This window comes from Sphingomonas mali NBRC 15500 (assembly GCF_001598415.1).
GTDB classification, from domain to species: domain Bacteria; phylum Pseudomonadota; class Alphaproteobacteria; order Sphingomonadales; family Sphingomonadaceae; genus Sphingomonas; species Sphingomonas mali.
Genome location: NZ_BCYX01000026.1, coordinates 1 through 18,031, shown reverse-complemented (window position 1 = coordinate 18,031; position 18,031 = coordinate 1). Strand labels below are relative to the sequence as shown.

Below are 18,031 nucleotides of genomic sequence, written 5' to 3'. Positions count from 1 at the left end.
TCCCAACGCCGCGCGCGCTCTCTGCGAGGAGAGACTACATGACTGAAACTACCGTTGCCGACGCCACCATTGCGTCCATTGCCAAGCCCGCCACCAAGCCGGCTCGCCCCCATTTTTCTTCCGGTCCCTGCGCCAAGCCTCCGGGCTGGGACGCCTCCAAGCTCGCGGTCGAGGTGCTCGGCCGGTCGCACCGCTCGAAGCTCGGCAAGGCACGGCTGCAATATGCCATCGACCTGATGCGCGAACTGCTCAAGCTCCCCGACTCGCATCGCATCGGCATCGTCCCGGGCTCCGACACCGGCGCGTTCGAGATGGCGATGTGGACCATGCTTGGCGCGCGTGAGGTCACCGCCCTCGCCTGGGAAAGCTTCGGCGAGGGCTGGGTCACCGACGCGGTCAAGCAGCTCAAGATCGAACCGACCGTGGTGCGTGCCGATTACGGCCAGCTGCCTGACCTGACCCAAGTCGACTGGTCGAACGACGTGCTGTTCACCTGGAACGGCACCACCAGCGGCGTGCGCGTCCCCAACGGCGACTGGATCCCGGCCGACCGCGAGGGGCTGAGCTTCGCCGACGCGACCAGCGCGGTGTTCGCCTATGACTTGCCCTGGGACAAGATCGATGTCGCGACCTTCTCGTGGCAGAAGGTGCTGGGCGGCGAAGGCGGCCATGGCGTCCTGATCCTCGGCCCGCGCGCGGTCGAACGTCTGACCGAATATACCCCGGCCTGGCCGCTGCCCAAGGTGTTCCGCCTGGTGTCGAAGGGCGCGCTGACCGAAGGCGTGTTCAAGGGCGAGACGATCAATACGCCGTCGATGCTTGCAGTCGAGGACGCCATCTTCGCGCTCGAATGGGCGAAGTCGGTTGGCGGTGCGCAAGGCCTGATCGCGCGCTCGGATGCCAATGCCGCCGCGCTCGACAAGATCGTGGCGGAGCGTGACTGGCTCGGCCATCTCGCGGTGGACGAGGCGTCGCGGTCGAAGACCAGCGTCTGCCTGACGGTCGCGGGTGCCGACGAGGCGCTGATCAAGGCGATGGCAAGCGCTCTTGAGAAGGAAGGCGCCGCGTTCGACGTCGCCGGCTATCGCGACGCGCCTCCGGGCTTGCGCATTTGGTGTGGCGCGACCGTCGACACCGCCGATATCGAGGCGCTCGGCCCCTGGCTCGACTGGGCCTACGCGACCGCGAAAGCTTCCAACTAATTTTCCCGTCATCCCAGCGAAAGCTGGGATCTCGTGCCGCGAGCGACCGCCTGCCGCCCGAGATCCTGACTTTCGTCAGGATGACGTTTGCAGAAAGGCAAACGTCATGCCCAAGGTACTGATCAGCGACAAAATGGACCCCAAGGCCGCCCAGATTTTCCGCGAACGCGGGGTCGAGGTGGACGAGATCACCGGCAAGACGCCCGAGGAATTGAAGGCAATCATTGGCGAGTATGATGGCCTCGCCATCCGTAGCTCGACCAAGGTGACCAAGGACATCCTCGACGCCGCGACCAATCTCAAGGTCGTCGGTCGCGCCGGGATCGGCGTCGACAATGTCGACATCCCCGCCGCCAGCGCCAAGGGCGTGGTGGTGATGAACACGCCGTTCGGCAATTCGATCACCACCGCCGAACACGCCATCGCGCTGATGTTCGCGCTCGCCCGCCAGCTGCCAGAGGCGGATCTGTCGACCCAGGCCGGCAAGTGGGAGAAGAACCGCTTCATGGGCGTCGAGCTAACCTCGAAGACGCTCGGCCTGATCGGCGCGGGCAATATCGGCTCGATCGTCGCCGACCGCGCGCATGGCCTGCGCATGAAGGTGATCGCGTTCGATCCGTTCCTCAGCCCCGAACGCGCGGTCGAGCTGGGCGTGGAGAAGGTCGATCTCGACGACCTGCTCGCGCGCGCCGACTTCATCACGCTCCACACCCCGCTGACCGATCAGACGCGTAACATCCTCAGCCGCGACAATCTGCTCCGCACCAAGAAGGGTGTGCGCATCATCAATTGCGCGCGCGGCGGGCTGATCGACGAGGCGGCGCTCAAGGAAGGACTCGATTCGGGTCACATCGCCGGCGCCGCGCTCGACGTGTTCGTCGAGGAGCCGGCGAAGGACAGCCCACTGTTCGGCACGCCCAATTTCATCTCGACCCCGCACCTCGGCGCGTCCACGACCGAAGCGCAGGTCAATGTCGCGATCCAGGTCGCCGAGCAGATGGCCGACTATCTGGTGTCGGGCGGCGTCACCAACGCGCTCAACATGCCGTCGCTGTCGGCCGAGGAAGCGCCACGGCTCAAGCCGTATATGGCGCTGGCCGAGAAGCTCGGCTCGCTGGTCGGGCAGCTGACCCACGGCGCGATCGGGCGCATCTCGATCCATAGCGAGGGTGCTGCGGCCGAACTCAACCAGAAGCCGATCGTCTCGGCGGTGCTGGCCGGGTTTCTGCGCACCCAGACCGACACGGTGAACATGGTCAATGCGCCGCTGCTCGCCAAGGAGCGCGGGATCGAAGTGCGCGAAGTGCGCACCGAGCGCGAGGCCGATTACCACACACTGATCCGCGTCTCGGTGAAGACCGAAGCAGGCGAGCGCTCGGTCGCCGGGACCCTGTTCGGCGATCAGGCGCCCCGCCTGGTCGAATTGTTCGGCATCAAGGTCGAGGCCGACCTGGCGGGCCACATGCTCTACGTCGTCAATGAGGATGCGCCGGGCTTTATCGGCCGCCTCGGCACGTTGCTCGGCGAATCGGACGTCAATATCGGCACCTTCCATCTCGGCCGCCGCTCGGCGGGCGGTGAAGCGGTACTGCTGCTGTCGGTCGACGAGGCAGTCGACGCCGACCTCATCGCCCGCGTGCGCCAATTGGCGGGCGTGAAGACGGTGATGGGGCTGAGCTTCTAGCCTATCTAACTCCCTCTCCCCTCTGGGGAGAGGGTCGGGGAGAGGGGCAGTGCCTAAGAAGGACAAAGGCCAGCTAGAGCACGCCAAAGCCATGCGCAGCGAGCCAACCGGCCCCGAGGCGCGCCTATGGTACCATCTCCGCGCCAAACGGCTGAACGGCGTGAAGTTCTCGAACCAGGTGTTGATCGGCCCATACACGGTCGATTTCGCGGCGAGATCGCGAAAGCTCGTGATTGAACTCGACGGGGATAGCCATGCCGGCCAGGAACGCTATGACGCGCGGCGAACCACATGGCTCGAAGAGCAAGGATATCGGGTGATCCGTTTCACGAATTCCGACGTGATGACGAATGAAGCGGCGGTGCTGCAGGCGATCATCGATGCGCTTGCGGCGACTGCCCCTCTCCCCAGCCCTCTCCCCGGAGGGGAGAGGGCGCAGGAATGACTCACGCACTGCTCCCTTCCGGCTTTCACGATCGGCTGCCGCCCGACGCCGATGCGGCGGCGCGGTTGGAGCGGCGCGTGCTCGATGCGGCGCATGCCCATGGCTATGAGCGCGTCGATCCGCCGCTTGCCGAATTCGAGGATGCGCTGGCGCATCGGCTGAAAGCGGCGCGCGCGCAGGATGCAGTGCGCTTCGTCGATCCGATCAGCCAGCGTACCCTCGCGATTCGGCCGGACATCACGGCGCAAGTCGGGCGCATCGCCGCGACGCGGATGGGGCATCATCCGCGGCCGCTGCGGCTGAGTTACGCCGGGTCGGTGCTGCGACTGCGCGCGTCGGAACTATCGCCCGAGCGCGAGCGGCGCCAGGCCGGGTGCGAACTGATCGGGCTCGATACGATCGCCGCCGCGCAGGAAGTCGTGACCGTGGCGGTCGAAGCGCTCGAGGCGGCCGGGGTGACCGGCATTTCGATCGACTTCACCCTGCCCGATCTGCTGGCGACGCTTGCTGCCGGCCCGCTGCCGCTCGACGGCGTGTCGCTCGATGAACTCGCCGACCGGCTCGACGCCAAGGATGCCGGGGCAGTCGCGGCGCTGGCGCCGAGCTATCTGCCGATGATCGAGGCAGCCGGACCGTTCGAGGCGGCGCATGACCGTCTCTGCCGGTTCGACGTCGGCGGCGCGTTGCGGTCGCGGCTCGATGGGTTGTGGAAGGTCGCCGAGGCGGTGAAAGGCCGCGTCGCGCTGACGCTGGATCCGACTGAGCGGCATGGTTTCGAATATCAGACCTGGCTCGGTTTCTCGCTGTTCGCCGACGGCGCGCGCGGCGAGATCGGGCGCGGCGGCAGCTATACGATCGTCCATGAGGACGGCGGCGAAGAGACCGCGATCGGCTTCACGCTGTATATCGACGCGATCGTCGGCGCCGGCCTGGCGCAGGACGAAAGGCGACGGCTGTTCGTGCCGTTGGGCACCGACCCCGCGATCGCGGCCAAGTTGCGCGGCGAAGGCTGGGTGACGGTCGCGGCGCTCGAGGCGGGAGACACGCCCGAGGCGCAGCTTTGTACCCATGTTTTATCAGGTGGTGAGGTTCGCACGATCACCACATAACCCAATCGTCACCCCGGACTTGTTCCGGGGTCCAACGAGCCTCAGGCGGTGTCGCCCGCGGATGGTTGGATGCCGGAGCAAGTCCGGCATGACGAACTGAAGCGAAGGAATAGCAAGTGGCCAACGTAGCCGTGATCGGCGCCCAATGGGGTGACGAAGGCAAGGGCAAGATCGTCGACTGGCTGTCGGAGCGCGCCGACGTCGTCGTGCGCTTTCAGGGTGGACACAATGCCGGCCACACGCTCGTCATCGACGGCAAGACCTACAAGCTCGCCTTGCTCCCCTCGGGCGTAGTGCGCGGCACGCTGAGCGTAATCGGCAACGGCGTGGTGTTCGATCCCTGGCATTTCCGCGACGAAGTGACGCGGATCGCCGAACAGGGCGTCAAGGTCACCCCCGAACTGCTCCATGTCGCCGAGACCGCGCCGCTGATCCTGCCACTCCACCGCGACCTCGACGCCTTGCGCGAGGACGCGCTCGATGCGGGCAATTCGGGGCAGAAGATCGGCACGACGCGCCGCGGCATCGGCCCTGCTTATGAGGACAAGGTCGGCCGCCGTGCGATCCGGATCTGCGATCTCGCGCATCTCGATCAATTGGGGCCGCAAATCGATCGCCTCTGCGCGCATCACGACGCGCTGCTCGCGGGTTTCGGCAAGCCGCCGGTCGATCGCGAGGCCTTGCTGGCCGAGCTCAGGGAGATCGCCGACTTCGTACTGCCTTATGCCAAGCCGGTCTGGGTCACGCTCAACGCGGCGGGCGAGCGCGGCAAGCGCATCCTGTTCGAAGGTGCGCAGGGCGTACTGCTCGACGTCGACCATGGCACGTACCCGTTCGTCACCTCGTCGAACACCGTGGCCGGCACGGCCTCGGCGGGATCCGGCCTGGGTCCGTCGCGGGTCGGGTTCGTGCTGGGGATCGTCAAAGCCTATACGACGCGGGTCGGATCGGGGCCCTTCCCGACCGAGCAGGACAACGAGATCGGCGAATATCTCGGCACGCGCGGGCGCGAGTTCGGGGTGAATACCGGGCGTAAGCGGCGCTGTGGCTGGTTCGACGCCGTGCTGGTGCGGCAGTCCGCGGCGGTCAGCGGTATCACGGGCATCGCGCTGACCAAGCTCGACATTCTCGACGGGCTCGACGAGATCAAGATCTGCACCGGCTATCGGCTGGGCGACAAGACCTACGACTATCTGCCCCCGCATCCGCTCGATCAGGCAGCAGTCGAGCCGATCTACGAGACGGTGCCCGGCTGGTCCGAATCGACCGCCGGGGCGCGCAGCTGGGCGGAACTGCCGGCCGCGGCGATCAAATATATTCGCCGGATCGAAGAACTGATTCGGTGCCCGGTCGCGCTGGTATCGACCAGCCCCGAGCGCAACGACACGATCCTGGTACGTGACCCGTTCGCGGACTGACCTTCGGTTCAGCAAAGCCGCCAACCAGCCCTGACACAATTAGGGCCTGCCCCCGCAGCCAGTGCACGCCAGCACCGGCCGCGAGGACAGGCCCATTAGCCCCAACGGATCGCGCCTGGTCAGACGCGAGCCGATTGCATGGGGTGGGCTGGGGCTATCAGTGCTTCTTTTTCTTCTTCTTGCCCGTATCCGCCGACGAGTCGGTCGAACCTGACGTATCGGACGTCGCCGTCGAATCCGTCGTAGTCGACGGAGTGGTGGCGGCATCGGGGGTCGAGCTCGGCGCCGCCGCGTCGGGCGTTGCCGGGGTGGCAGGGGTGGCCGGCGTTGCAGGTTCCGCCGGGGTGCCCATGGAGCCAGGCGTTGCCGGCGTAGCCGGCGTTGCGGGGGTCGCCGGGGTGGTTTGCGCCACCGCAACTCCCGAGACGCCGATGATCAAGGCGCCCGCAAGCATGACAAGCTTCATTCGATACTCTCCTGTCCTGAATGGACCGAAGAGGAAAAGGCTCAGTAACCAAAAGGCTCCATGGCAATGGATCGTCACGTCCACGGAATCGAACGGCTTACCGGAGATTGAGCCTATCGCGAGATTAACTGACGGAAACTCAGCCGTTTTGTGCGCGATGCAACAGCTTTTGGTCGGCCAGAACCAGCGCCACCATCGCTTCGACCACCGGCACACCGCGAATACCGACGCACGGATCGTGGCGGCCCTTGGTGCGGATGTCGGTCGCCTCTCCATCGCGCGTGATCGTCTCGACCGGGGTCAGGATCGAGCTGGTCGGCTTGAACGCGACGCGGACGCGGACCGGCTGGCCGGTGGAAATGCCTCCAGCGATGCCACCGGCATGGTTGGACAAGAAATGCGGGCCGCCGGTCTGGTTGCTGCCCGGGCGCATGGCGTCGGCATTTTCCTCGCCGGTCAATGTCGCGGCAGCGAAGCCGTCGCCGATCTCGACGCCCTTGACCGCGTTGATCCCCATACAGGCATGCGCGAGCTCGGCATCGAGCTTGGCGTAGAGCGGCGCTCCCCAGCCGGGCGGAACGCCCGTCGCCTCGCAGGCGATCACCGCGCCCAATGACGATCCAGCCTTGCGCGCGTCGTCGACCAATTGCTCCCAGCGCGTAGCGGCCTGGGCGTCGGGACAGAAGAACGGGTTATTGCCGATCTCGGCCGGATCGAAGCGCGCATAATCGATCGCATCGCCGCCGATCGCTTCGACCCAGGCGAGGATCGACACTTCCGGAATGACCAGCCGCGCCACCGCGCCCGCCGCCACCCGGCTGGCGGTCTCGCGCGCCGAGGAGCGGCCGCCACCGCGATAATCGCGGAAACCGTATTTGGCGTCATAGGCGTAATCGGCATGGCCAGGGCGATAGGCCTGGGCGACTTCCGAATAATCCTTCGTTCGCTGGTCGACATTCTCGATCATCAGGCTGATCGGCGTGCCGGTGGTGTGACCTTCGAACGTGCCCGACAGGATGCGGACACGATCCGGCTCCTGGCGCTGCGTGGTGAAACGCGACTGGCCCGGGCGGCGGCGGTCGAGGAACGGCTGGATGTCGTCCTCGCTCAGACTCAGCCCGGGCGGGCAACCATCGACGACCGCGCCGATCGCGGGACCGTGACTCTCGCCCCAGGTCGAGAAACGGAAAACGTGACCGAAGGTATTGTAGCTCATAATCCCCTCTCCCCTTGGGGGAGAGGGAGGGGCCCGCTCGGCGCAGCCGAGTGGGAGGGTGAGGGGTCGAGTGCTTCGCAAATGCGCGCCACCACCCCCTCCAGGTTCCGCATCACATCGTCATTTGAAAACCGGATCACGCGAAACCCTTCACTTTCGAGCCGCGCGGTGCGCTGTTCGTCATAAACTTGCTGATGCGCATGCGTGTCTCCGTCAACCTCGATGACTAGCCCGATCTCAGCACAGTAGAAGTCGACCAGATAGCCGCACAACCATGTCTGCTTGCGGAACTTGGCATGAGAGACCTGTCGGTTACGTACCGCAGACCATAGTCTCTTTTCCGGCTCGGTCGGCTCGTGCCTGACCCGGCGCTGGAATTCGAGCGGCTCCTCGCCAGGTGGTCGCTTCATCTCCCCCTCACCCTCCCATCGCTACGCGATGGGCCCCTCCCTCTCCCCTAAAGGGAGAGGGATTTCTCACCTCACGCCAACGCGATATCCGGTGCGTCTTCGGCCTTCATGCCGATGACGTGATAGCCGGCATCGACATGGTGGGTCTCGCCGGTCACGCCCGACGACAGGTCGCTGAGGAAATAGAGCGCCGAGCCGCCGACATCTTCGATCGTGACGTTGCGCTTGAGCGGCGAGTTGAGCTCGTTCCACTTCAGGATCAGGCGAAAATCGCCGATCCCGCTTGCCGCCAGCGTCTTGATCGGTCCGGCCGAAATCGCATTGACGCGGATATTGTCGCGCCCGAGGTCGACCGCGAGATATTGGACGCTGGTCTCCAGCGCCGACTTGGCGATGCCCATCACATTGTAATGCGGCACGACCTTCTCGGCGCCGTAATAGCTGAGCGTCAGCAACGAGCCGCCGTTCGGCATCATCGCCGAAGCGCGCTGCGCCACCGCGGTGAACGAATAGACGCTGATGTTCATCGTCATCAGGAAATTGTCGAGCGTGGTGTCGGCGTACCGCCCGCGCAGCTCGTTCTTGTCGGAAAACCCGATCGCGTGGACGACGAAGTCGATCGTCGGCCAACGTTCCTTGAGCGTCGCGAAGGTCTGGTCGAGCGCCGCCATGTCGCTGACGTCGCAGTCGATCAGGAAGTCGGAGCCGAGTTCGGCCGCGAGTGGGCGGACGCGCTTCTCGAGCGCCTCACCCTGATAGCTGAACGCCATCTCGGCGCCCGCTTCGCGCAGCTTCTTGGCGATACCCCAGGCCAGCGAGCGATCATTGGCGAGGCCCATGATGAGCCCGCGCTTGCCCTGCATTAGTCCGGTCATGCCGCTTCAAACTCCGTTTCTGTTGTCGGCTCTTCCCTTACGTCCTTCAACGGCGTTTCGGCTAGTGCCGCGTTGAGGTGCGCGCCGATCGAAATGCCGAGGCCGACGATCCAGAAGAACAGCAAGGTGACGATGACCCCGGCCAGGCTGCCATAAGTGAGGTCGTAATTGCTCAGGTTGGACAGGAACACCGGCAACAGCAGCGTGGCGCTGATCCACCAGATCGTGGTGAAGGCGGCGCCCGGCCAGCGCGGACAACCCTTTGCTCGATATTTGCCCGGCGTGACCGACAGAAACAGCATGTAGAGCGCGGCGTACATGACGAGTGCGGGAATGATCCGCGACCAGCCCACCCATTGGCCCAACTCGGCCGCCCAGGGAACCATTCGATAGATGAACTGCTCGGTTGCGGTCAGCACGCCCTGGATCAGGAAGGCCAGCAACGCCAGCACGACCGATCCGATGATCACCGCCATCGATCCCAGCCGATAATGCCAGAACGGCTTTTCGAAGGTCACGCCATAGGCACGGCGGAAGATGTCGCGGATCGTCTCGACGAAACTCCCCACCGACCAGAGCGCCACCAACCCGCCGAGAATGAGCAGCGAGCCCGTCCGCGCCGCCAGCACATCGGCGATCGGCTTGCGCAACAGACCGGCGACGGTGGGCGGCAGCGTGAAAAGGAACGAATCGACCGCGCGCAATGCCTCCGTGCTCTGCCCGAAGATCGACGCGATCGCGGCCGCCAGGATGAAGAACGGGAAGACCGTCAGCAGCGCCAGATAAGCGATATTGCCGGCATACATGAACCCGTTGGCGAAGATGCCGACGAACACGCGCTTGGTGACGATCCAGGCACGAACCGGTAGCGGTTTTCCCTCTCGCTCGCGATAACCGCGAAGCCCGCGTGCTTCGGGCGAAAGAGGGGAAAGATGCGACATACAGGATCGTAACCGACGTCAGACGCCGAGGTTGCCGCGCGGATTCCTGTCCTTGTCCTTCCAGCCCTGGACGAACTCGACCAGCGCGTCGTCATCGACCGGCAGATCGACCATCAGGGTCACCAGTTGATCGCCCCGCCCGCCGCCTTTCTTGTGGAACCCCCTGCCCTTCAACCGCAGCGTCTTGCCGGAGGTCGATCCCTTGGGGACGGTCAGCATCACTGCGCCATCGGCGGTCGGCACGCGGACGCTCGCGCCGAGCACGGCTTCGGACAGGCTGATCGGCAAGTCGATCCGGATATCGTCGCCGTCGCGCGTGAAGAAACGGTGCGGCTGCACCTCGATCGTGACGATCGCATCGCCATTGCCGCCCGGCCCGGGCTGGCCCTTGCCGCTCAGCCGCATCTGGGTACCGGATTCGACTCCGGCCGGCAGCTTGAGGTCGATCGTCTTGCCGTCGGCCAGCGTTATCCGCTGCGGCGCCAGCGTCGCGGCGTCGGTGAACGGGACGGTCAGGCGATAGGCGACATTGGCGCCCTTCGGCTGCGGACGGCGCCCGAACCCACCGGCAAAGCCGCCGCCAGCACCACCGGCTCGGCCACGGCCGCCGAACAGCCCTTCGAATAAATCACTGAAGTCCCCCGCCTGCTCGCCGCCGAAATCGGCACGGAAACCGCCTTGCGGTCCGCCGCCTCCAGCGCCGTATCCGAACGGCGCGGCCGGGTTGCCGTCACCGTCGATCTCGCCGCGATCGAAGCGCGCGCGCTTGTCCTTATCGCTCAGCAGGTCATAGGCCGACGTTACCTGGCTGAACTTCTCCGCCGCCTTGGGATTGTCGGTATTGCGGTCGGGATGCAGTTCCTTCGCGAGCTTGCGATAGGCTTTCTTGATATCCGCTTCGGTCGCGGTCCGGGACACGCCCAGCAAAGTATAGGGATCGGCTGCCATGTTGGGCCGCTATTTGGGGGATTGCGCGGCAGAGCGCAACGCGGGCTTTACCGAAGATGCCATCACCGCCTCAGCCGACCGGCGCGACGTCGACCGACACGTCCATCTTCTGCGCGCCCGATCCCAGCACGATGCCGTCGATCGGTGCGATCTCCGCATAGTCGCGGCCGATCGCCATGATGACATGGTCGCTCGCCATCCAGATGCCGTTGGTCGGATCCACGCCGACCCAGCCGCGCGCCGGGCCGCACCACAACATTACCCAGGCATGGGTCGCATCGGCGCCGATCAGCCGCTCCTGCCCTGGCGGCGGGATCGTCCGGATATAGCCGCTGACATAGGCTGCGGGCAGGCCGGCGGCACGCAGGCCGGTGATCATGATCTGGGTCAGATCCTGGCAAACACCACGACGCTTGAGGAACGCCTCGCGCGGAGGGGTATCGACCAACGTCGCGGCGGGATCGAACGCGAAATCTCGTTGAATGCGGCGCGCCAAGGCGATTCCCGCTTCAAGCGCATTGCGATCAGGATCGAGATCCTGCGCACACCACGCAGCGATGTCAGCATCGAGCGGGATCAGCGGCGACGGGTAGAGATAAGCCGAGGGACCGGCAGCGGACAGATCGCGGTTCGCCCGCGCCAGGGCCGCGACCTGGGCCAGCGTCGGATCGTCGGGCTGCGACACCGGTACCATGCGGTCGACCATAACGCGCGAAATGCTTTCGATCGTCAGGTTGCGGACGCGTTCGGTGACGACCAGCCGCATCACGTTGGCCAGTCCGGCTTCGGCCAACGCCGGGCGCGTCTCTCCGGCTGGTGTTACCGCCAGCTCGTAACGCTCGACCTGTTGCCCCGACCACAGGATGGGTTTGAGCCGCAGGTTACAGCGCGCAAAAGCGACCGGCCGACCATAATCGAACCGTGTGACGTGCCGGATATCGTAGATCACGCGAGCGTAAGCCCGCCCGCGCGCAACGGTTCCGCGCCTTGCAGGAAATAGCGGCGCGCGATCGCGTCGGACAAATGCGCGAGCTGGCGTTCGGCATCGTCGAGCAAGCGCACGTCGAGACGCGCGGCGCTCGCCGTCGACAGCAAGGCGCACAGCGCGCGGGCCTCTGCCTGTTGTTCTTCGGGCAGCCCGTCGTCGTTGAGCACCGGAAGTTCGGCGAGATGCTCGGCAATGCGGTCGGCCTGATAGGCGAGGCTGCGCGGATTGCCCGGGTCGAGCGCGACGAGGTCGACTACGGGTACGCGCGCGATCCCGGTCAAATAGCGCTGGCGATAGCCGATCTGGCTGTCGGCCAGATCAAGCAGCGTCGTGAGGTCATCGCTCGACGCCCCGGTCATGCCGAAGGTGCGGACCAGCCGCGCCACCGCCAGCCCGCGTTCGACCCGGCGGCCGAGATCGTGGAAGCGCCATGCCGCGGTGCGGCCCATATGCTCCGCCGACAGGCCCGACAACGCGGCATAGCGCCGCTGCAGTGAACCGCAGCGGTCGAGCATCGATCCCTTGGTCGGATGCGGCGCGTCGAGCAGGCGCACGACATCGGCGGACAGCCGGTCGCGCGATACCTGGGCGATGGTCCGCGCCATGCGGTTGATCGCCGGAATGTTGTTCCAGCCGTCGAGCGCGTCGAGCGCGGTCCGCGCGAGTTGGACGAGGTCGGGGCGTTTGAGATGCGCGGGATGCGCCGCAGCGCCCGCCGCGACTACCAATCCCGCCATCCGCCCGACCGTGTCATGGTCGAGCGCGGCGCCGGCATCGGCATCGATCGAATTGCCGAGCATCGCGCGCACGATCGCCAGCAATGCCTCGCCGCGTTCGAGATAGCGGCCGAGCCAGTAGAAATTGTCCGCCACTCGGCTGGGCAACGTCCCCGGATTGCGCCGGATCTGCGTGCTGTCCGCTGCCGGCAGCAGCGACGCCGGAGGCACCGGGTCGGGGCTGTAGATGGCAACGTCGGCCGACCAAATCCCCTCGCCCATCACCGCGGCGCGGATGTCGGGATGCTCGCCGATCCGCGCGAAGCCGCCCGGCATCACCGTCCAGTCGCCGTCGACCCCACGCGCGGCGAACACGCGCAACGTGAAGGGCCGTGCCGCGAGCTCGTGATCGGCCACCACCGGCATGGTCGACAACCGGACCAGTTCCTGCCCGACATAATCCTGCGGCCGCCGCGCCATGTCGTCGAGCAGCGCCTGGCGCGCCTCGGCCGACAATTCGGATCCCTGCACCGCGCCATCGGGCAGACCGAGCGGGTTCACGCCGAACGCCGGCGCGATCATCAATGTGTCGAGCCGTGCTTTCACCGTAGCGCGCGCCGCATCGTCGCCACACCACCAGGTCGCGATATTGGGCAGCTTGAGTTTCTCGCCGATGATCCGTTCGGCCAGCGCGGGCAGGAATGCCTGCAGCGCGGGGGCCTCGAGCACGCCGGCCCCCGGCGCGTTGGAGATCAGCACATTGTGCGCGGCGAACGCGTCGATCAGCCCGGCGACACCAATCGTCGAATGCGAATCGAACGCGAGCGGATCGAGCATGCGCGGGTCGGCGCGCTGCCACAGCGCATCGACGCGCTTGAGGCCGGCGATGGTGCGGACATAGAGCCGGTCTTCGGCGACCGCGAGGTCGGCGCCTTCGACCAGCAGGAAGCCGAGATAGCGCGCGAGGTGCGCCTGTTCGGCATAGCTGGCGTTCCACCGGCCGGGCGTGAGCAGGCCGATGCGCGGCTCGGCGCGCTTGCACAAAGCGGCGAGACCGTCGCGGAACGCGGTGAAGAAGGGCGCGTGGCGCAGGATGTTGAGCCGTCCCTGCAATCCGCCCAGGGTGCGCGAGGTGGCGAGGCGGTTTTCGAGCGCATAGCCCGCGCCCGCCGGCGCGCGCAGATGATCGGCGAGCACGCGCCACTCGCCATCGGGCCCGCGGCCGAGATCGAACGCGGCGAATTGCAACTGATAGCCGCCGGGCAAGGTCAGCCCGACCATCGGGCGCAGGAATAGCGGGCTGCCGTTGATCAGCGCCGCGGGGATCGCGCCGTCGGCGATCAGGCTGCCGTCGCCATAAATGTCGGCGAGGATGGTTTCGATCAGCCCGGCGCGCTGCGCGACGCCTTCGGCGATCGCACGCCATTCGCTTTCGGCGATCAGCAGCGGGACCGGAGAGACCGGCCAGGGGCGCTCGTCCGAATCGCCGGCGACGCGAAACCCGGTACCGATGTCCTCGGCGTGACGCTGGACGCGTTCCTGGGCGTGCGCGAGGTCGTCGCCCGCGGCGACCGCGAGTTCCTCGAACGCGGCAGTCCAGGCGGCCTGGTCTCCGCTGGCGACGACGTCGCCTGTGCCATCGCCGACCCGCCCGCGATAGTTCGCCAGCCAGCGCGCGGCATGCGCCGTGGCGTCGAACAAACCTTCGCTGAGTGCGTGACTGGCCAATCGGGCCTCCCCTTGGGAAAGGCTAACCACCACAAACCATGCTGCGTGGCAACATTATTGGGGTCGGACAAACATCTAATTCGTCATGCCGGGCCCGTCCCGGCATCCAACGTGCAGGTTAAGCGAGAAGCTCGAGCCTCTTGTCCTGCGCCTGCCGCCCGTTGGACCCCGGCACAAGGCCGGGGTGACGGTGGGATGGGTCAGAGGTTCGGCAGCACCTGCCGCGCTACTCCCCAGCCTGCCAGGCCCTTTGACGAGGCGCGCTTCAGCAGTTCGTCCTGGTCGCCGACATGCCATTTCGCCGGGGTGTCGAGATCGCCAAGTTCCGCCCAGGTGACCGGCACCGCGACCGGGGCCTTGGCGCGTGCCCGCGCCGTGTATGGCATCACCGCCGTCGCGCCGCGCTGGTTGCGCAGCCAGTCGAGGAAGATCTTCCCCTTGCGCTTGGCCTTGGACATGGTCGCGGTGAAGCGGTCGGGTTCGGCCTGGGCCATCGCCCGGACGAAACGGTCGGCGAAATCCTTGACCGCCGGCCATTCGGCCTGGGGTGTCAGCGGGACGACGACATGGACGCCCTTGCCGCCAGAGACCATCGCGAAGCTGACCAGCCCGATCTCGGCGAGATGCGCCTTGATCTCGGCCGCCGATTTCTTCACCTCGTCGAAGCCAAGTCCCTCGTCGGGGTCGAGGTCGAACACCAGGCGATCGGGCTTTTCGACATCGGCGACCGACGATCCCCAGCCGTGAAACTCGATCGTGCCCATCTGGACGCATTGCAGCAGTCCATCGGCATCGTCGACATAGAGATAGGGCTCGACCGACCCGTCCTTCTCCTTGATCTTCACATGCTTGACATGCTCGCCGAACGAGCCGGCATCGTGTTTCTGGAAGAAACAATGTTTGCCGCGCCCCTGGGGGCAGCGCACCAGGCTGATCGGCCGGTTGGCGATCCATTGCAGAGCGACCGGCGCCATCGCTTCGTAAAATGCGGCGAGATCGCCCTTGGTCACCGTCGAATCGGGGAAGATCAGCCGATCGGGATGCGTGATGTTGACGCTCGATGTTTTCGGCTTGGGTGCCGGCTTGGCTGTTTCCTCGACCACCTCTTCGGCCTCCTTGTCGCCGCGCAGCCCCAGGAAGCTCGGATGCCGCAGGACCTTGTCTGGCGTCGTCTCGGTATAGGCAATCTCCGCGACGAGCTTGGGCGTCACCCAATGGACGCGCCGGGTCGCCGCGCGCGGCGCCTCGACCGTCGGCGTCTTGCGAGCGAGGCGATCGAGCCTGCCCCGGAGATCGTTCATCGTCTCGACCGAAAAGCCGGTGCCGACCTTGCCCGCATAACGCAGCTTGCCGTCTTCGTTGACCCCGAGCAGCAGCGCGCGAAACCCGCGCGACTTGTCGCTCTCGGTCCAGCCGACGATCACGAATTCCTGGCGCTGCAGGCATTTCACCTTGAGCCAGGCCTGGGTGCGGCGGCCGGCATAAGGTGCGTCGGCGCGCTTGCAGACGATCCCCTCATAGCCCTCGCGGCACATCGTCTCGAACAATTTCTCGCCTTCGCCGACGATATGCTCGGCATATTGCAGGCGGGCATCGGCGCCCTCGAGCAGCGGACGCAACCGTTCCTTGCGCTGAACCTGGGGCAATTTGGCGAGGTTTTCCCCGTCGAGCTCGAGCAGGTCGAAGGCGAACAAGGTCATCTCGCCGTCGTTCGAGATGGCGTCCTTGAGCGTCGAGAAATCGGGTTTGCCGTCCTTGAACGCGACGATCTCGCCATCGATCAGCGCCGATCCCACTGGCAACTCGGCCGCCGCGTCGGCGATCGCGTGGAACTTGTCGGTCCAGTCGAGGCCATTGCGCGTATAGACCTTGGCCTTGCCGCCACCGATCGCGATCAGCGCACGATAGCCGTCATATTTGACTTCGTGAATCCACCCGGTGCCGGTGGGGACACTGTCGACCAGGGTGCAGAGCTGCGGGTCGCGGAACTTCGGCAATTCCTTCCCGGCACGGGGAGGGGGACCGCGCCGCGTAGCGGCGTGGTGGAGAGGGCCCGTCGCACTTGAACCGCTCTTGGCCGGGCCCCCTTCACCGCCGCTTCGCGTCGGTGCCCCTCCCCGTGCCGGGGAGGATTTTAGTTTTTTCCAGCTCGCCAGTTCCTTGGCCTTCTTGGCGCTGGCAATCTCGGCCATCGAGCGGCCGGTCTTCACGCTGGTTACCTCGTTCTCGACCAGATCGTCCGAGCCGCCGGCATAATCATCGTCGATCTTGCGCAGCAGCCAGTTGGTATTGCGTTCCTTGCCGCGCGGTTTGAGCCGGATCAGCAGCCATTCGCCCTTCATCCGCTCGCCGTGGAGGATGAAATGGAGATGGCCTTCTTTCAAATCCTTGGCCGATTTTCCGGGGATCGGCTCCCACCAGCCGTCGTCCCACAGCATCACCGTGCCGCCGCCATATTCGCCTTCGGGGATCGTCCCCTCGAAATCGGCATAGCTGATCGGATGATCCTCGGTTTGGACCGCGAGGCGCTTGTCGTCGGGGTTGAGGCTGGGGCCGCGCGTCACGGCCCAGCTCTTCATCACGCCATCGACTTCGAGCCGCAAATCCCAGTGCAGGCGCGTCGCGTCGTGCTTCTGAACCATGAAGCGATGACCAGTATCGGCGGCGCGTTCGCCTTTGGGTTCGGCGGTCTTCGAGAAGTCGCGCTTGGCGTTATATTTGGCGAGAGGGTCGCGGTCAGCCATGGGCAGCCCCCATCGTCATCCCAGCGAAAGCTGGGATCTCTTGCCGCGAGAGCAGGACAGGAGCCTCTTGAGACCCCAGCTTTCGCTGGGGTGACGGATTAGCTTTAGGCACGCTTCTTCGCCGCGGCAGCGCGCGCCGGAGCTTTCTTGTGCGCGGTTTTCTTGGTGGTGGTGACGCTCTCCTTCTGCGCGGGTTTCGCGGTCGGTTTCTCGATCGATTTCTTGAGCGCGGCCATCAGGTCGATGACGTTGGAGCCTGAGCGGCCGGTGCCCTCGTCATCCTTGTCCTCGATGATCTTGCGGCGCGATTTCTGCTTGGCCTTGCGTGCGATCAGATCCTTCAACGCATCGACATAATGGTCGTGGAACTTGGCCGGATCGAACTTGGCGGATTTCTTGTCGATCAGCGTGGTCGCCAGGTCGAGCAGATCCTCATCGGGCTCGTCATCCGGGATGTCGCGGAAATAGCCCTGGGCTCGGTTGACCTCGGCGGCGTAGCGCAACGTTTCGAGCACCATGCCGCGCCCGCATGGTTTCAGGCTGACGACATATTCGCGCCCCCGCATCGCGAGTTGGCCAATCCCGACCTTCTTCGATCGCCGCAACGCCTCGCGCAGGACGATGAACGCCTCTTCGGCCAGGTCATCGGCCGGCACGACGAAATAGGGCCGTTCGTAATAGAGGACGTCGATCTCATCCATGTCGACGAACTGGGTGAGCTCGAGCGTCTTTTTCGATTCGAGCTTCACCGCGTCGATCTCGTCCTGGTCGAGCAGGACATATTCGCCCTTCTCGAACTCGAATCCCTTGACGATCTCATCGGGGTCGACCTCGCCGATGCCGGGGACGGTCTTCTCATATTTGATCCTTTTGCCCGAGGGTTCGTGGATCTGATGGAACGCGACCTGGGCGCCCGATTTGGTCGCGGTGTAGATCTCGACCGGGATCGAGACGAGCGCCAGCCTGATCTGTCCCTGCCAATAGGCCCGTGCGGCCATGAGTCACCTCCGTTGCGAAACCGATTCAATTCCTGGGGAGAAGAGTCGTTCCGCCATCAAATCCTCCCCGCTTGCGGGGAGGGGAACCGCCGGCGCAGCCGGTGGTGGAGGGGGCGGGCCATATATATCATCATTCACGGCCC

15 protein-coding genes are annotated in these 18,031 nt (G+C 65.5%); 5 read left to right on the top strand and 10 right to left on the bottom strand.

Going from position 1 to position 18,031, the window contains the following annotated elements; all coding sequences use genetic code 11:
• Positions 1 to 38: 38 nt before the first annotated feature.
• The 5 genes from SMA01S_RS16840 (at position 39) to SMA01S_RS16820 (ending at position 5,858) form a co-directional block, all read left to right on the top strand.
• Positions 39 to 1,202 (top strand): phosphoserine transaminase, encoded by a 1,164-nt coding sequence (locus SMA01S_RS16840; RefSeq protein ID WP_066825007.1) that lies wholly within the window; start codon positions 39 to 41, stop codon positions 1,200 to 1,202.
• Positions 1,203 to 1,308: 106 nt separating this feature from the next.
• The gene (gene serA, locus SMA01S_RS16835; protein ID WP_066825006.1) at positions 1,309 to 2,886 is read left to right on the top strand and encodes a phosphoglycerate dehydrogenase; all 1,578 of its coding nucleotides are present in this window, start codon (positions 1,309 to 1,311) and stop codon (positions 2,884 to 2,886) included.
• Positions 2,887 to 2,935: 49 nt separating this feature from the next.
• Complete coding sequence (locus SMA01S_RS16830) at positions 2,936 to 3,331, top strand: endonuclease domain-containing protein (RefSeq protein WP_084250383.1); 396 nt, start codon at positions 2,936 to 2,938, stop codon at positions 3,329 to 3,331.
• Complete coding sequence (locus tag SMA01S_RS16825) at positions 3,328 to 4,440, top strand: ATP phosphoribosyltransferase regulatory subunit (protein ID WP_066825004.1); 1,113 nt, start codon at positions 3,328 to 3,330, stop codon at positions 4,438 to 4,440. Before SMA01S_RS16830 ends, SMA01S_RS16825 begins: the two co-directional genes overlap by 4 nt.
• A gap of 116 nt (positions 4,441 to 4,556) precedes the next feature.
• Positions 4,557 to 5,858: an adenylosuccinate synthase gene (locus SMA01S_RS16820; protein WP_066825003.1), complete on the top strand. Its 1,302-nt coding sequence runs from the start codon at positions 4,557 to 4,559 to the stop codon at positions 5,856 to 5,858.
• A 157-nt stretch (positions 5,859 to 6,015) separates the two neighbouring features.
• On the opposite strand, the gene SMA01S_RS16815 is transcribed toward SMA01S_RS16820, so the two are convergent.
• From SMA01S_RS16815 to ku, 10 genes are all read right to left on the bottom strand, one after another.
• Entirely contained in the window at positions 6,016 to 6,324 is a 309-nt protein-coding gene (locus SMA01S_RS16815) for a hypothetical protein (protein WP_066825002.1), read from the bottom strand.
• Positions 6,325 to 6,463: 139 nt separating this feature from the next.
• A complete protein-coding gene (gene aroC / locus SMA01S_RS16810; protein WP_066825000.1) occupies positions 6,464 to 7,540 on the bottom strand; it encodes a chorismate synthase in 1,077 nt (358 codons plus the stop codon).
• Positions 7,537 to 7,950 (bottom strand): endonuclease domain-containing protein, encoded by a 414-nt coding sequence (locus tag SMA01S_RS16805; protein ID WP_066824998.1) that lies wholly within the window; start codon positions 7,948 to 7,950, stop codon positions 7,537 to 7,539. The genes aroC and SMA01S_RS16805 overlap by 4 nt, the downstream gene beginning before the upstream one ends.
• Before the next feature lie 71 nt (positions 7,951 to 8,021).
• On the bottom strand, positions 8,022 to 8,825 hold the full coding sequence (gene fabI, locus SMA01S_RS16800) for an enoyl-ACP reductase FabI (protein ID WP_066824995.1): 804 nt from the start codon (positions 8,823 to 8,825) through the stop codon (positions 8,022 to 8,024).
• Positions 8,822 to 9,766, bottom strand: coding sequence for a YihY/virulence factor BrkB family protein (locus tag SMA01S_RS16795; RefSeq protein WP_066824993.1), 945 nt, complete (start codon positions 9,764 to 9,766; stop codon positions 8,822 to 8,824). The genes fabI and SMA01S_RS16795 overlap by 4 nt, the downstream gene beginning before the upstream one ends.
• An 18-nt stretch (positions 9,767 to 9,784) precedes the next feature.
• The gene (locus tag SMA01S_RS16790) at positions 9,785 to 10,714 is read right to left on the bottom strand and encodes a DnaJ C-terminal domain-containing protein (RefSeq protein WP_066824991.1); all 930 of its coding nucleotides are present in this window, start codon (positions 10,712 to 10,714) and stop codon (positions 9,785 to 9,787) included.
• Positions 10,715 to 10,784: 70 nt separating this feature from the next.
• Positions 10,785 to 11,663, bottom strand: coding sequence for a transglutaminase family protein (locus SMA01S_RS16785; protein WP_066824989.1), 879 nt, complete (start codon positions 11,661 to 11,663; stop codon positions 10,785 to 10,787).
• Positions 11,660 to 14,146, bottom strand: coding sequence for a circularly permuted type 2 ATP-grasp protein (locus SMA01S_RS16780; RefSeq protein ID WP_066824987.1), 2,487 nt, complete (start codon positions 14,144 to 14,146; stop codon positions 11,660 to 11,662). Before SMA01S_RS16780 ends, SMA01S_RS16785 begins: the two co-directional genes overlap by 4 nt.
• A 200-nt stretch (positions 14,147 to 14,346) precedes the next feature.
• Positions 14,347 to 16,890, bottom strand: a complete 2,544-nt coding sequence (ligD, locus tag SMA01S_RS16775) for a DNA ligase D (protein WP_066824984.1) — start codon at positions 16,888 to 16,890, stop codon at positions 14,347 to 14,349.
• Between the two features lie 104 nt (positions 16,891 to 16,994).
• Entirely contained in the window at positions 16,995 to 17,888 is an 894-nt protein-coding gene (ku, locus tag SMA01S_RS16770; protein ID WP_066824982.1) for a non-homologous end joining protein Ku, read from the bottom strand.
• Between the last annotated feature and the right edge of the window lie 143 nt (positions 17,889 to 18,031).

Bases quoted from the DNA above. Each gene is read 5' to 3' on its own strand.
- SMA01S_RS16840 (WP_066825007.1), top strand. From the start codon at position 39: ATGACTGAAACTACCGTTGCCGACGCCACCATTGCGTCCATTGCCAAG.
- serA (WP_066825006.1), top strand. From the start codon at position 1,309: ATGCCCAAGGTACTGATCAGCGACAAAATGGACCCCAAGGCCGCCCAG.
- SMA01S_RS16825 (WP_066825004.1), top strand. From the start codon at position 3,328: ATGACTCACGCACTGCTCCCTTCCGGCTTTCACGATCGGCTGCCGCCC.
- SMA01S_RS16815 (WP_066825002.1), bottom strand. From the start codon at position 6,324: ATGAAGCTTGTCATGCTTGCGGGCGCCTTGATCATCGGCGTCTCGGGA.
- aroC (WP_066825000.1), bottom strand. From the start codon at position 7,540: ATGAGCTACAATACCTTCGGTCACGTTTTCCGTTTCTCGACCTGGGGC.
- SMA01S_RS16805 (WP_066824998.1), bottom strand. From the start codon at position 7,950: ATGAAGCGACCACCTGGCGAGGAGCCGCTCGAATTCCAGCGCCGGGTC.
- fabI (WP_066824995.1), bottom strand. From the start codon at position 8,825: ATGACCGGACTAATGCAGGGCAAGCGCGGGCTCATCATGGGCCTCGCC.
- SMA01S_RS16795 (WP_066824993.1), bottom strand. From the start codon at position 9,766: ATGTCGCATCTTTCCCCTCTTTCGCCCGAAGCACGCGGGCTTCGCGGT.
- SMA01S_RS16790 (WP_066824991.1), bottom strand. From the start codon at position 10,714: ATGGCAGCCGATCCCTATACTTTGCTGGGCGTGTCCCGGACCGCGACC.
- ligD (WP_066824984.1), bottom strand. From the start codon at position 16,890: ATGGCTGACCGCGACCCTCTCGCCAAATATAACGCCAAGCGCGACTTC.
- ku (WP_066824982.1), bottom strand. From the start codon at position 17,888: ATGGCCGCACGGGCCTATTGGCAGGGACAGATCAGGCTGGCGCTCGTC.